This is a genomic window from Streptomyces sp. CoH27 (assembly GCF_020181035.1).
GTDB lineage: Bacteria > Actinomycetota > Actinomycetes > Streptomycetales > Streptomycetaceae > Streptomyces > Streptomyces camelliae.
Genome location: NZ_JAIQYY010000024.1, coordinates 95,632 through 109,080, shown reverse-complemented (window position 1 = coordinate 109,080; position 13,449 = coordinate 95,632). Strand labels below are relative to the sequence as shown.

Below are 13,449 nucleotides of genomic sequence, written 5' to 3'. Positions count from 1 at the left end.
ACCCGGAGCCCGTCTCGGGGTCACGGCTCCTCGCGCCAGCCGTCCCACTCGCCGGCGAACGCGTCCAGTTCGGCAGGGTCCAGCCGCTCGTGCTCGTCCCGCACGACCAGCAGCCACTGCGCGTCCTCGGCGTCGTCCTCACCGGCCAGGGCGTCCCGGACCAGCTGGGGCTCCTCGTCCAGGCCGAACCGCTCGCCGAGCGCCTCGGCCGCCTCCTCGGCGGCGTCCCGGTCGGGCAGCACCAGCACATGTCTCACATCGCTCACGCGCCCATTCTCCGGCACGGCTCGAAGAGCGAACCGCCCGGTCAGCCCTTGGCGACGAGCTGCACGTCGAGGTCGACCCGGACACTCGACCCGACCACCGCGATGCCCCGCGCCAGCATGGACTGCCAGCTGACGGTGAAGTCGTCGCGGTGCAGCTCGGTGGTGGCCCGGCAGGCGGCCCGGACCTCGCCCTCCATGCCGTTGCCCAGTCCCAGGTACTCGGTGTCGAGCGTGATCGTGCGCGTCACCCCGTGCAGCGACAGCGCGCCGGTGATCGCCCACCGGCTGCCGCCCTTGTGCACGAACCGGTCGCTGTAGAACTCCAGCGTCGGGAACCGCTCCACGTCCAGGAAGTCCGCCGAGCGCAGATGGTCGTCCCGCATCCGCACCCCGGTGTCGATGGAGGCGGCGTCGATCACGACGTGCATCGCCGACCGCTCCACCCGCTCACCGATCCGCACCACTCCGGCGAAGGAGTTGAACTGTCCGTGGATCCGGGCCAGTCCGATGTGCCGTGCGGTGAAGCCGATCGAGGAGTGCATGGGCTCGATCTCCCAGTCGCCGGGCGCCGGCGGCTCCGGCGGCTGGGACACCTGGAGGGTCACATCGCCCAGCGAGGCGAGGGAGTTCTCGCCGACCAGCGCGGTGGCGCGGTAGGGGGTGTAGCCATCGGCGGACAGGGCCAGCCGGTACTCCCCCGCCGGCACCGTCACCATGAAGGTCCCGTAGGGGTCCGTGCCACCGGACATGACCTTGCGGCCCATGGTGTCGCTGACCGTGAACTCGGCCCCCGTGACCGGCTCGTCGACCGGATCGACCACCCGGCAGGTGAGCACTCCGGCGCCGGGCGGGGTCTGCACCGTCACCAGGGAACTCGTCCGTTGCTTCTGGTCCGTCCGGTTACCCAGCCAGCGGCCGAACATCTACGACACCCCTGTACGCCTCGACATCATCGGTTGCCGAAGGCTCATTCGATCACTGATGCGACTTTCGAGGCAACACGGGACCACATCGCGGGAATCCAGCACATGCGCCGGAACCGATCCGAATCAGGAGCCACCGTTCCGGTTCCGCACAGCGGGAACACAGCCCTCGGCGGCTCCGCACGGGCCGGCCCCGCGCGTCCGCCCCTAGTCCTTCCTCACCCACACCTCCTCGCCTCTCCCGCCCGCCCCGCCGACCGCGAGGCCGCCGTCCCGGTCCGTGCGCAGCACCAGCGCGCCGCCGGCCCGCAGCATGGCCACGGTCGCCGGTGCCGGGTGCCCATAGGAATTGCCGGCCCCTACAGAGATGAGAGCCACCCGGGGAGCCACGAGCCGTATCAGCTCCGGGTCTTGATAGGCCGAGCCGTGGTGGGCCACCTTCAGCACATCCACCCCGGCCAGTCCGGCCGCCTCCGGGGACCTCAACAGCGCCTGCTGGGCCGGGGGTTCGAGGTCGCCGAGCAGCAGCAACCGCAGTCCGCCCGTGCGGACCAGCATCGCGACGCTGGCGTCGTTCGGACCGTCCGGCTCCGGCACCGGACCCGGCCACACCGGGACCCCAGGGGCCGACTGCGCCCCGCTGCTCGGCGGCGGCCACAGCACCTGCCAGGCGAGCGGACCGGCGCGCCGCTCCTCCCCGGCCACGGCCCGGGTGACCGGGATGTGCCGCGATGCCGCCTCCCGTCTGACGAACTCGGCCTGGTCGGCGGGTTCTTCGAAGCCCGTCGTCTCGATCGCGGCCACCGAGCGGCCCCGCAGCACACCGGACAGTCCCGCCACGTGGTCGGCGTGGAAGTGGGTCAGCACGAGCAGCGGGATGCGTGTGATGCCCAGCTGCCGCAGACAGCGGTCGACCGACGCTGGATCGGGTCCGGCGTCCACGACGACCCCAGCGCCGTCGCCCGCCGCCAGCACGGTCGCGTCACCCTGCCCGACATCGCACATCGCGAACCGCCAGCCCGGCGGTGGCCAGCCCGTGATCACCCGGGTCAGCGGCGCCGGCCGCACCACCGCCAGCACGAGCAGCAGCCCGAGCAGCCCGCACCACCACGGGTGCCGCGACAACCTCCGCCCGGCCAGCACGACGGCCACGGTGACCGCCGCCAGCAGCGCCGCCCCGGCCCAGCTCCCCGGCCAGTCCAGCCCCGCGCCCGGCAGCGCCGCCCCGGTCCGGGCAACCCCGGCGATCCATCCGGCGGGCCAACTGGCGCACCAGGCCAGCGTCTTGGCCACCGGCATCACCACGGGCGCCGTCACCAGCGCCGCGAACCCCAGCACCGTCGCCGGCGCCACGGCCACCTCGGCCAGCAGGTTGCACGGCACCGCCACGAGGCTCACCCGGGCCGACAGCACCGCCACGACCGGCGCACACACCACCTGCGCCGCGGCGGCCGCCGCCAACGCCTCCGCGAGCCTCGCCGGTACCCCGCGCCGCCGCAGCGCCTCGCTCCAGCCCGGCGCCAGGAGGAGCAGCGCGCCGGTGGCCAGCACGGAGAGCAGGAAGCCGTAGCTCCGGGCCAGCCAGGGGTCGTAGAGGACCAGCAGCAGGACGGCCGTCGCCAGGGCCGGGACCAGGGATCTGCGGCGCCCGGTGACCAGCGCGAGCAGCGCGACCGCGCCGCAGGCGGCGGCCCTCAGCACACTGGGGTCGGGCCGGCACACGATCACGAATCCCAGCGTGAGCACCCCGGCGGTCAGTGCGGTCGCCCGCAGCGAGAGCCCGAGGTACGGGGCCAGGCCGCGCCGCTCGGCCCGCTGGGCCAGCCCGGGCGGGCCGACGAGCAGTGCGAGCAGCACCGTGAGGTTGCTGCCGGACACCGCGAGCGTGTGCGCCAGGTCCGTCTCCTTGAACGCGTCGTCCAGCTCGGGGGTGATCCGCGCGGTGTCCCCGACGACGAGTCCGGGCAGCAGCGCCCGCGCGTCCCCCGGCAGGCTGTCCGTCGCCTCCCGCAGCCCGGCTCTGAGCCGCCCCGCCAGCCGCTGCGCCCCGCTGGGCCCCGCCACGATCCGCGGCCCGGGCTGCCCGCGCACCCGCAACACGGCCGCAGTCCGGTCACCCCCCGTCAGTGCGGGCGCCAACCGCCCCTCCACCCGCAACCGCGTGGACGGCAACAGCCCGAGCCATCCGGCCCGCCCCTCCGGCACTCGCCGGACACCATCCCCCGAGCCCGCCACGAAACCCCCGCTCCACCCAGCCTCTCCCGCCACCGGGCCGTCGTTCCACGCATCACCTGCCTTCGCCGGACCATCGTCCCGCGCACCACCACCCCCCGCCGCACCTCCGTTCCCCCCGGCGCTCCCCTCCGCCAGGCCGTCGTCCCGCGCACCACGTGCCTGCGCCGGGCCATCGTTCCGCCCAACGCTCCCCTCCGCCGAACCACCCTTCCGCGCACCACTCCCCTCCGCCGAACTCCCCTTCCGCCGACCGCTCCCCCGCGCCGGAACGTCCACGTCGACCACCAGCAGCACCGGGCTCCGTGTCCGCACCCGCCTGCCGTCTCTCTCCTCGACGCTCCGCAGCTCCGCCCGTGCCAGCACCGCCGCCGGTGCCGCGTGATCTCCGCGCACTCGCGGCCGGCTGAGCCAGGGGTCGTCGGTCACCTCGACCTCGGCGGTCACGGTCGCGAACCGGCGGGCCAGCTCGGGCACCGGCCCGCGTCGTACATCCGCCCTGTGCAGCCCGGCGGAGACGGCGGCCGCGGCGATGCAGAGCAGTACAGCGGCAACGGAAGCCCGCGCCCACGCGAACCGCCCGGGCACCTGCGCGGCCCGGCTCCGCCCCAGGGTCTGGGCAGTTCTTCCCGCCCCTCCGGCCCGCCCGTTCCGTCCAGCCCTCCGCACCGACAGCAGCACAACCCCGCCCACCAGGGAGACCACGGCCGGCACGGCAGTCCAGCCGACCGGTGTGTCCAGTGTCAGGGCCGCCGTGGCCCAGGCCGCGAGCGCGGGTGGCACCAGCCGCAGGTCCAGGGGACCCTCCCGGTCGCCGCGCGGAGCCTTCAGCGCCTCCCGTGCATCGTCCGCCACCTCGGGCCGACAGGGTGCGGCAGCTTTGGGCGGTCCCACCTCGATCGCGCGGCTCATGGCCGTACCAGCTGGCGCAGATCGCTGAAGCGACGGTCGCCGATACCGTTGACTTCACGCAGCTCGTCCACCGAACGGAAACCGCCGTGCTGCGTGCGGTAGTCGACGATGTGCCGGGCCAGTACCGGACCGACGCCGGGCAGGCTGTCCAGCTGGTCCGCCGTCGCCGTGTTGAGGGAGAGCGGTGTCGTGGAGCCTGCGCCCGCCGCTCCGGAGGCCGTCGCGTTCATCGGTCCGGGCGGAGCCACCGCTCCGGCCGGCGCGCCGACGACGACCTGTTCGCCGTCGACCAGGAAGCGGGCCCGGTTGAGACCTTCGGTGCTCACTCCCGGACGGACACCGCCCGCTGCGCGCAGCGCGTCGGCCACCCGGGAGCCGGCCGGCAGCCGCCGGATCCCCGGCTGACGGACCTTGCCGCTGACGTCCACGACGATCTCCCCGCCCGGCGCCGCCGAGGCAGGCGCACTCGCCCCGGACCTGGTGTCCGCACCCTTCTTGTCGTACGGCAGCTCGGCACGCACCACCTGAGGTGCCCGCACGGTTTCGGTCCGGGCGTTCCAGAAGTGCAGTACGGCGAACGCGGCGGCGGTCACGAGCACCACGGCGAGGGCCACGACTCCGCGCCGCTCCACCCCGCACCGGGCCTGCAACCACACCGGCATCCGCTCCCGCAACGCCAGCGCGGCCCGCTCCCGCCGGCCGGGACCGGCGGGGTCCGGCGCCTCCAACGGGCGTGCGGGCTCTGTCGGTTCGGGTTCTGCTTCGGCTTCGGTCGTCGCGGTCGCCGCCGTCCTCGCCTGAATCAGTTCTGTCTCCGGACTCAGCCCTGTCGCCGGACCGGTCTCCGTCACCGTGGCCGCCGTCGCGATCGCGGCGCGCCTGTCCCCGTCCGGCGGGCCGTTGTCCGACTCCCGCCTTCGCAGGGCTCGTTCGCCGAAGAGAAGTTCCGCTCGGCGGCGCAGTTCCTCGGACTGGTCCGGCGGGCGTCGACGGGTCCGGCCGTGTTCGGTGCAGCGATGCCGAACTCGCCCGTCCGAGGCGGGCGCACGCCCGGGCCCGCTGCCGGCGGAGGCGATGCGTGTACGTGATCGAAGTGCCATGCGACGAGGATGGAACATCTCGCCGAATCGCGATGATCTTGGTCAATTCCCGGGTATTACCGCCCGGTTGTGGAAAACTTCGCCACCCGCACGAGTGAACGATCAGCGGGGCGAAACCACCGCTCCCAGCAGCCCTGGCCCGGTGTGCGCGCCGATCACCGCTCCGACCTCGCTCACATGCAGCTCGGCCAGGCCCGGCACCCGTGCCCGCAGCCGGTCGGCGAGCGCGGCCGCACGCTCGGGGGCAGCCAGGTGGTGGACGGCGATGTCGACCTCCGCGCTGCCCGCCCGCTCGGCCGTCAGCTCCTCCAGGCGTGCGATGGCCTTGGACGCCGTGCGGACTTTTTCCAGCAGCTCGATACGGCCGCCGTCGAGTTGGAGCAGGGGTTTGACGGCGAGCGCGGAGCCGAGGAGGGCCTGGGCGGCTCCGATGCGGCCGCCGCGACGCAAATAGTCGAGGGTGTCGACGTAGAAGTATGCGGAGGTGCCCTCGGCGCGCTTCTCTGCGGCCGTGACGGCCTCGTCCATCGTGCCGCCGGACTCCGCGGTCTCGGCCGCGGCCAGCGCGCAGAAGCCGAGGGCCATCGCGACCATCCCGGTGTCCACCACCCGCACCGGCACCGGTGCGTCGCGCGCCGCGAGGACCGCCGCGTCGTAGGTGCCGGACAGCTCCGCGGACAGGTGCAGCGAGACGATGCCGCTCGCGCCGGACTCGGCGACCCTTCGGTAGGTCTCGGCGAACACTTCGGGGCTCGGCCGGGAGGTCGTGACGGGACGGCGCTTCTGCAACGCCTGGGCCAGCGAGCGGGTGGAGATCTCGGTGCCCTCTTCGAGCGCCTCGTCGCCGAGGACCACGGTCAGCGGTACCGCGGTGATGTCATGACGCTCCATCGCCCGTGGCGGCAGGTAGGCCGTTGAATCGGTGACGATCGCGACATGGCGGGACATGAGCTGGAGGTTACCTGCCGTAGCGCGCGGACGGCAGCCCGCCCCCGCGGTCCGGGAACGGAGCGGTCCGCTCAGGCGGTGCTCTCGGGGCGCGGCTTCTTCTGCCAGGGGTAGGCGGGGCGCGCCGACGGCGGGGTGATCGCCTGTGTGCCGGGCTTCTCGGCGGGGCGGGAGCCGGGCGTCCCTGACGGGGGGCGCTGCTCCGCCGGGCCCTCGGGGCCGACGGCGTCGGGCCATTGCGGGGGCGTCCGCTCGGGACCGGCCGGGGTCCAGTGGCGCAGGGCGTCGGCCTCGATGTCGATCTGGTCGCTGAGCGCGCCGAGGTCGTCGTCGGTGAAGCGGCGGGCCCGGTCGCGGACGGCCCAGCGCAGGGAGTCGGCGGACTTGGTGATCCGCTCGGTGCGCTCGCGCAGCTCGGGCAGCCGGGCGCCGACCTCGGCCCGGGCGGGCTCGGACTCCAGGCGCCTGAGGTCGGCGTCCAGCTGGTGTCCGTGTGCGCTGAGCCGCTCGAAGAGGCCGAGGGACTCCTTGAGCGACTCGTCCTCGGCGACGCCCGTGCGCAGCGCGTCCTGCGTGGCGCGCATGGATGTGCGCAGCGTGAGCCGCAGCTGGGCGATCTCGGCGGCCGGGCCGAGTCTGGCGAAGGTCTTCGCGCGCAGGGTGTGGTCCTCCACCGTGCGCCGGGCCTGCTCGATCGTGCGGTCCACGCCGCGCTTGGCGGCGCCGACCGCCTTCACCGTGGCGTATGCGCCGAGGCCGATGAAGACCAGGAAGAGCAGGGCGAACACGGCGATGACTGCTTCCATGACGCTCCTCCTCGGACCGGTGCGGCACTCGCCGCTGCGCTTTCCACGGTAAACGCGGCGGGCAGGCCCGGAGTTCCGGAAGAACCCCGAGCCTGCCCCGAGTCTGCCCGTAGGGGACGCCGGCGAGCGTCAGCCCGTGACGATGTTCACCAGCTTCGGCGCGCGCACGATCACCTTGCGGATGTCCGCGCCGCCCAGCGCCCGGACGACGCCCTCGTCGGCCAGCGCCACCTTCTCCAGCTCCTCCTCGGAGATGGCCGGCGGGACCTCCAGACGGGCCTTGACCTTGCCCTTGATCTGCACGACGCAGGTGACGGTCTCGTCGACGACGTAACTCGGGTCGGCGACCGGGAAGTCCTGGTGGACGACCGAGTCGGTGTGGCCCAGCTTGCGCCACAGCTCCTCGGCGATGTGCGGGGCCAGCGGGGCCACCATCAGCACCAGCGGCTCGGCGACCGAGCGCGGCAGCGCTCCACCGGCCTTGGTCAGGTGGTTGTTCAGCTCCGTGACCTTGGCGATGGCGGTGTTGAAGCGCAGGCCCTCCAGGTCCTGGCCGACACCGTCGATGGCCTTGTGCAGGGCCCGCAGCGTGTCCTCGTCGGGCGCCGCGTCGACCACCGTGACCTCGCCGGTGTTCTCGTCGACGATGTTGCGCCACAGCCGCTGCAGCAGCCGGAACTGGCCGACCACCGCGCGCGTGTCCCACGGGCGGGAGACGTCCAGCGGGCCCATCGCCATCTCGTACAGGCGCAGGGTGTCGGCGCCGTACTCGGCGGCGATCTCGTCCGGGGTGACCGCGTTCTTCAGGGACTTGCCCATCTTGCCCAGCAGACGGGTGACCTGCTCGCCCTGGTAGTAGTAGGCGCCGTCGCGCTCCTCCACCTCGGCGGCCGGCACCGCGATGCCACGGCTGTCGCGGTACACGTAGGCCTGGATCATGCCCTGGTTGAACAGCTTGTGGAACGGCTCCGCGGAGGAGACGTGGCCCAGGTCGTACAGCACCTTGGACCAGAAGCGCGCGTACAGCAGGTGCAGCACGGCGTGCTCGGCGCCGCCGACGTACAGGTCGACACCGCCGTGCGGCCGGCCCTCGCGCGGGCCCATCCAGTACTGCTCGATCCCGGGGTCGACCAGCTGCCGGTCGTTGTGCGGGTCCAGGTAGCGGAACTCGTACCAGCAGGAACCGGCCCAGTTGGGCATGGTGTTGGTCTCGCGGCGGTACTTCTTCGGCCCGTCGCCCAGGTCCAGGGTGACGTTGACCCATTCCTCGTTGCGCGACAGCGGCGTCTCGGGCTGGGTGTCCGCGTCGTCCGGGTCGAACGTGCGCGGGCTGTAGTCCTCGACCTCGGGCAGCTCCAGCGGCAGCATCGACTCGGGCAGCGCGTGGGCGACGCCGTCCTCGTCGTAGACGATCGGGAAGGGCTCGCCCCAGTAGCGCTGGCGGCTGAACAGCCAGTCGCGCAGGCGGAAGTTGACCGTGCCCTCGCCGATGCCCTTGCGGGCCAGCCACTCGGTGACGCGGGCCTTGGCCTCGGCCACGGGCAGGCCGTCCAGGGAGATGTCGTCGTTCGAGGAGTTGATGATCTTCGCGTCGTACGACCCGAAGGCGTTCTCCCAGGTCGAGGTGTCGGTGCCGCGGCCGTCGGTCGGCTCGACGATGCAGTGGACCGGCAGCTCGAAGGCGCGCGCGAACTCGAAGTCGCGCTGGTCGCCCGCCGGGACGGCCATGATCGCGCCGGTGCCGTAGCCCATCAGCACGTAGTCGGCGATGAAGACGGGGATCCGCTCGCCGTTGACGGGGTTGGTCGCGTAGGCGCCGATGAAGACGCCGGTCTTGTCCTTGGCCTCGGCCTGCCGCTCGACGTCGGACTTCGAGGCGGCCTGCGCGCGGTAGGCGGCGACGGCCTCGGCCGGGCTGGCGTGGCCGCCGGTCCACACCGTGTGCGTGCCCTCGGGCCAGGCCTCGGGGGTGAACTTGTCGACCAGCGGGTGCTCGGGCGCCAGCACCATGTAGGTCGCGCCGAACAAGGTGTCCGGGCGGGTGGTGAAGACCGTGATGCGCTCGCCGTCGATCGGGAAGTCGACGCGGGCGCCCTCGCTGCGGCCGATCCAGTTGCGCTGCTGCAGCTTGATGGCCTCGGGCCAGTCCAGCTCCTCCAGGTCCTCCAGCAGCCGGTCGGCGTAGGCGGTGATGCGCATGTTCCACTGGCGCAGCTTGGCCTTGAAGACCGGGTAGTTGCCGCGCTCGGAGCGGCCGTCGGCGGTGACCTCCTCGTTGGCCAGCACGGTGCCCAGGCCCGGGCACCAGTTCACGGGCGCGTCGGAGGCGTAGGCCAGGCGGTACTCGCCCAGGATGTCGGCGCGCTCGCCGGTGCTCAGCTCGTTCCACGCGCGCGCGTGGTCACCGGGTACGGCGCGCTCGCCGCTCTCGAACTGGGCGATCAGCTCGGAGATCGGGCGGGCCTTGCGGGCCTCGCCGTCGTACCAGGAGTTGAAGATCTGCAGGAAGATCCACTGGGTCCACTTGTAGTAGTCCGGGTCGATCGTGGCGAAGGACCGGCGCCTGTCGTGGCCCAGGCCCAGCCGGCGCAGCTGGGCCTTCATGTTCTCGATGTTGGCCTCGGTGGAGACACGCGGGTGCGTGCCGGTCTGCACGGCGTACTGCTCGGCGGGCAGGCCGAAGGCGTCGAAGCCCAGGGTGTGCAGGACGTTGTGGCCGGTCATGCGCTGGAACCGGGCGTAGACGTCGGTGGCGATGTAGCCCAGGGGGTGGCCGACGTGCAGGCCCGCACCGGAGGGGTACGGGAACATGTCCATGATGAACTTCTTGGGCCGGGCGGCCACCGCGGGGTCGCCGGCCAGGTCGCCCGTGGGGTTCGGCGCCGCGTAGGTGCCGTCGGCGTCCCAGAAATCCTGCCAGCGTGCCTCGATCTCGGCTGCCATGGCGGCCGTGTAGCGGTGCGGCGCTGCCACCTCGGACGTGGCAGCGGGGTTCGTCTCGCTCATGATCCTCAAAGCTCCATCGATCGTCTCTGCCTGCGGCTGACATTCAAAGAAACGAAAAATCCCCTCACACAGGAGGGGACGCCGCGCCGATGCCGACCTCACGGGTACGACCGGGGTCGGTACTGATCAGCGCGGCCCGCTAAGCAGAAGGCGTACGGCACGCATGGCGCTAGGGTACCGCAGGCCCTGAGCGAGCCGCGACGGCCTTGAGCAAGCCGCGACGCGCGTCCGTATCCCTTGTGGACATGCCAGGAGTCCGACCCGGAACTGAACCGAAGTCAATAAATGCATCGCGTACCGTCCACTAAGGGACACCGTCCAGTCGTATTGCCCGTTGATAACAACGCAATAACTGAAACCGCGTACCGATCGGTATGACGCCGCTTAGAGTTCGGCAGCGGGACCGCTTTCCCGAAACTGCTCGGAGTTGCCCCCATGAACCCTCGTCGTAGTACCAGCTCACTCCCCAAACCGGGCCGCTCGGCCTATGGGGTGGCGACCGCCGTCGCCCTGCTGCTGATACCCGTGGTCGTACTGGTCGGAGGCGGCCCGGTCCGCGACTTCCTGAACTTCGGCGCGGGCGTGCTGTCGCTGGTCTCGCTCAGCTGCTCGGTGATCTGGGGCCTGTTCGCCCAGGACCGGATCTTCCTGAACATCCGGCAGCGCATCGTCGGCCAGGCGGTTCACCGCACTCTGGGGATCGCCTCGATCGCGTTCCTCCTCCTGCACATCGTCACGAAGGTCGCGCTCGGGCACGCGCCCGCGATCGCCGCGATCATTCCGTTCTCGCTCGGCGTCACCGGAATCGGCGGCCTGATCGGACTGGGCTCGGTGGCGGGCCTGCTGATGATCTTCGTGGGTGTCACGGGCGCCCTGCGCAGCAATTTCGCCACCCCGGCCCCGGTCGCCGCCCGCTGGCGCGCGATGCACATGCTGGCCTACCCGGCCTGGTGCGCGGCGCTGATCCATGGCCTGTACGCGGGCCGCGCGGCCAAGCCGTTCTTCGTGATCTCCTACGGCCTGTCGCTGCTGGGGGTGATGGCAGCCCTCGCGCTGCGCTCCGCGCCGCGCCCGGTCAAGCGCAAGGTCGCCGACCGCCTGGTGGCCCTGTTCGGCAGCTCGGAGCGGCCCGGATTCGAGGAGCTGGACGCGAGCCGCTCCCGGATGGCCGAGTCGGCGTCCGCGGGCTTCGAACGCCGGCGCGAGCCCGAGGCGGCGGCCGCCCCCGCCACGCCGCTGTACCAGTCGCCCGTGACCCCCGCGGCGCAGCCCGCGTCGGGCTTCGCGGCCGCCTACCGCGCGGTCTCCCCGCGCGGCGGCGCCCAGCAGCCGTTCGCGGCCGGCCAGACCGCCCGCATGGACCTGCCGCTGGACCTGCAGGCCACGGAGGCCATCCCGCGCGTCGACGGCCCGTCCAGCACCTCGGGCAGCTGGCCGATCCCGTCCCCGCCGCCGGTCGGCGAGGCCCCGCCGTCGGCGTACGACCCGCTCCAGGACACCGGATACACCATCCCGGTCTATGGCAATCCGGGCACGTCCGGATACGGCGGAAGTGACATGTACGACACCGGTGAGACAAACGGCCGCTATGGCACGTACAACGCCAGTGACACGTACAACAACGGTCCCGCTGCCGAAACGCTGCCCGGCGCGTCCTTCGACGCACCGGGTTCGGGCGAATCCTGGAACACGCCGTCCGGAGGCTTTAAGTGAACGAGGCCCTGCCCGACGTCCCCGAGGTCCGCGTCGTCGGCCTTCCCCAGCTCACGTCGGGCTTCGACCTCGTGGAACGTCTCGACCTGCCCATGCACCTGAAAGTGCACGGGCCGCTCGACCCCCTGGGCGGCGAACAGCTCGCGCAGCTCGCCGAGAGCATCAACCTCAAGGGCCGTGGCGGCGCGGGCTTCCCCTTCCACAAGAAGCTGCGCTCGGTCGCCGAGTCGGCGATCAAGCGCGGGGTGCGGCCGGTCGTCGTGGTCAACGGCAGCGAGGACGAGCCGGCCTGCCGCAAGGACACGGTGCTGATCAACCGCGCCCCGCACCTGATCCTGGACGGCGCGCTGCTGTGCGCGGAGGCGCTCGGCGCGCGCACGCTCGTGATCGGCGTCACGCGCGAGTCCACGCAGCGCTCCATGGAGGCCGCTCTCGCCGAACGCGGGCTGAGCAACAGCCGTAGATCGGCGCTACGCGCGTGGGTGCAGCGCAACCCGGTGCGCATGGTCACCGGCGCCGCCGCCTCGCTGATCCGCTCGGTCGACGGAGGCCCCGCGATCCCGCCCGGCCGCAAGATCAGCGCCTCGCAGAGCGGCGTCGGCGGCGCGCCCACGCTGCTGTCGAACGCCGAGACGTTCGCCCAGCTGGCCATCGCCGCCCGCATCGGCCCCGAGCGCTACGGCAACACCGGCCTGTACGACGAGCCGGGCACCGTCATGCTCACGGTGTCCGGCGCGGTGGCCCGCCCGATGGTGCTGGAGGTCCCCACGGGTGTGCCGCTGCGCTACGTGCTCCAGCTGGCGGGCGCCCCGCCGGTGCCGCAGGGCGTGCTGACCGGCGGCTACCACGGCAAGTGGATCGACGCGGCGACGGTCAACGAGGCGATCGTCTCGCGCAACTCCCTGGACGCGGTGGGCGGTTCGCTGGGTGCGGGCGCGATCCTGCCGATCAGCCAGGAGACCTGCCCGCTGGGCGAGTCGCTGCGGGTGGCGCAGTGGCTGGCCGAGGAGAGCGCCGGCCAGTGCGGCCCCTGCTACCTCGGGCTGCCCGCCGCCGCGCGCGGGATGGAGGACATCCTCAACGGCGGCGGACCGGCCGCCCTGGAGGCACTGAAGCAGGTCGCGAAGAACGTCAAGCGCCGCGGCGCGTGCTCGCATCCGGACGGCTCGGCGATGTTCCTGGAGTCGACCATCAAGGCGTTCACCGACGACCTGGCAGCCCATGTCCTCGGAAACGGCTGCGGACGGCCCGTGGAGGGCGTTCTGCCGCTCTTCGAGGGGGGCAGGGCACCCACGGGCATCCCGGGCGGCGGAGAGCCCGAGGAGACCGGCGCCAGCCGCCAGAAGATCTACGTCGACTGGACGCTGTGCCGGGGCCACGGGCTGTGCGCCGACATCCTGCCCGAGGTGTTCGAACTCGGCGCCGACGGGTTCCCGACCGTCGCCCAGGCGCAGGTGCCGCGCTACGCGGAGGCCAAGGCGCTGCGCGCGGTGCGCCGCTGCCCGGCGCTCGCCCTGCGCCTCGAAGAGGACACGCGCGGACA

General features: G+C 72.5%; 9 protein-coding genes. 2 read left to right on the top strand and 7 right to left on the bottom strand.

Translation table 11 applies throughout. The features are described from left to right. Positions 1–20: 20 nt before the first annotated feature. From LE548_RS34385 to leuS, 7 genes are all read right to left on the bottom strand, one after another. Complete coding sequence (locus LE548_RS34385; RefSeq protein ID WP_225100938.1) at positions 21–266, bottom strand: hypothetical protein; 246 nt, start codon at positions 264–266, stop codon at positions 21–23. A gap of 41 nt (positions 267–307) precedes the next feature. Next, on the bottom strand, positions 308–1,189 hold the full coding sequence (locus LE548_RS34380; RefSeq protein ID WP_225100937.1) for a YceI family protein: 882 nt from the start codon (positions 1,187–1,189) through the stop codon (positions 308–310). A gap of 207 nt (positions 1,190–1,396) precedes the next feature. After that, positions 1,397–4,333 carry a ComEC/Rec2 family competence protein gene (locus LE548_RS34375; RefSeq protein ID WP_374116211.1) on the bottom strand — a complete coding sequence of 979 codons (2,937 nt, stop codon included), beginning with the start codon at positions 4,331–4,333 and terminating at the stop codon, positions 1,397–1,399. Beyond that, positions 4,330–5,433, bottom strand: a complete 1,104-nt coding sequence (locus tag LE548_RS34370) for a ComEA family DNA-binding protein (RefSeq protein WP_225100936.1) — start codon at positions 5,431–5,433, stop codon at positions 4,330–4,332. Before LE548_RS34370 ends, LE548_RS34375 begins: the two co-directional genes overlap by 4 nt. Positions 5,434–5,535: 102 nt before the next feature. After that, positions 5,536–6,381: a DegV family protein gene (locus tag LE548_RS34365; protein WP_225100935.1), complete on the bottom strand. Its 846-nt coding sequence runs from the start codon at positions 6,379–6,381 to the stop codon at positions 5,536–5,538. A 71-nt stretch (positions 6,382–6,452) separates the two neighbouring features. Continuing rightward, positions 6,453–7,187 carry a hypothetical protein gene (locus tag LE548_RS34360; protein WP_225100934.1) on the bottom strand — a complete coding sequence of 245 codons (735 nt, stop codon included), beginning with the start codon at positions 7,185–7,187 and terminating at the stop codon, positions 6,453–6,455. Positions 7,188–7,316: 129 nt separating this feature from the next. Next, positions 7,317–10,193: a leucine--tRNA ligase gene (gene leuS / locus LE548_RS34355; protein WP_225100933.1), complete on the bottom strand. Its 2,877-nt coding sequence runs from the start codon at positions 10,191–10,193 to the stop codon at positions 7,317–7,319. A gap of 435 nt (positions 10,194–10,628) precedes the next feature. Here leuS and LE548_RS34350 point away from each other — a divergent pair, with 435 nt between their 5' ends. Continuing rightward, positions 10,629–11,906 carry a cytochrome b/b6 domain-containing protein gene (locus LE548_RS34350; RefSeq protein ID WP_225100932.1) on the top strand — a complete coding sequence of 426 codons (1,278 nt, stop codon included), beginning with the start codon at positions 10,629–10,631 and terminating at the stop codon, positions 11,904–11,906. Then, a partial coding sequence (locus LE548_RS34345) for an NADH-quinone oxidoreductase subunit NuoF family protein (protein WP_225100931.1) occupies positions 11,903–13,449 on the top strand: 1,547 nt, incomplete at its 3' end. The genes LE548_RS34350 and LE548_RS34345, both read left to right, overlap by 4 nt.

Bases quoted from the DNA above. Each gene is read 5' to 3' on its own strand.
- leuS (WP_225100933.1), bottom strand. From the start codon at position 10,193: ATGAGCGAGACGAACCCCGCTGCCACGTCCGAGGTGGCAGCGCCGCAC.
- LE548_RS34350 (WP_225100932.1), top strand. From the start codon at position 10,629: ATGAACCCTCGTCGTAGTACCAGCTCACTCCCCAAACCGGGCCGCTCG.
- LE548_RS34380 (WP_225100937.1), bottom strand. From the start codon at position 1,189: ATGTTCGGCCGCTGGCTGGGTAACCGGACGGACCAGAAGCAACGGACG.
- LE548_RS34360 (WP_225100934.1), bottom strand. From the start codon at position 7,187: ATGGAAGCAGTCATCGCCGTGTTCGCCCTGCTCTTCCTGGTCTTCATC.
- LE548_RS34370 (WP_225100936.1), bottom strand. From the start codon at position 5,433: ATGGCACTTCGATCACGTACACGCATCGCCTCCGCCGGCAGCGGGCCC.
- LE548_RS34375 (WP_374116211.1), bottom strand. From the start codon at position 4,333: ATGAGCCGCGCGATCGAGGTGGGACCGCCCAAAGCTGCCGCACCCTGT.
- LE548_RS34365 (WP_225100935.1), bottom strand. From the start codon at position 6,381: ATGTCCCGCCATGTCGCGATCGTCACCGATTCAACGGCCTACCTGCCG.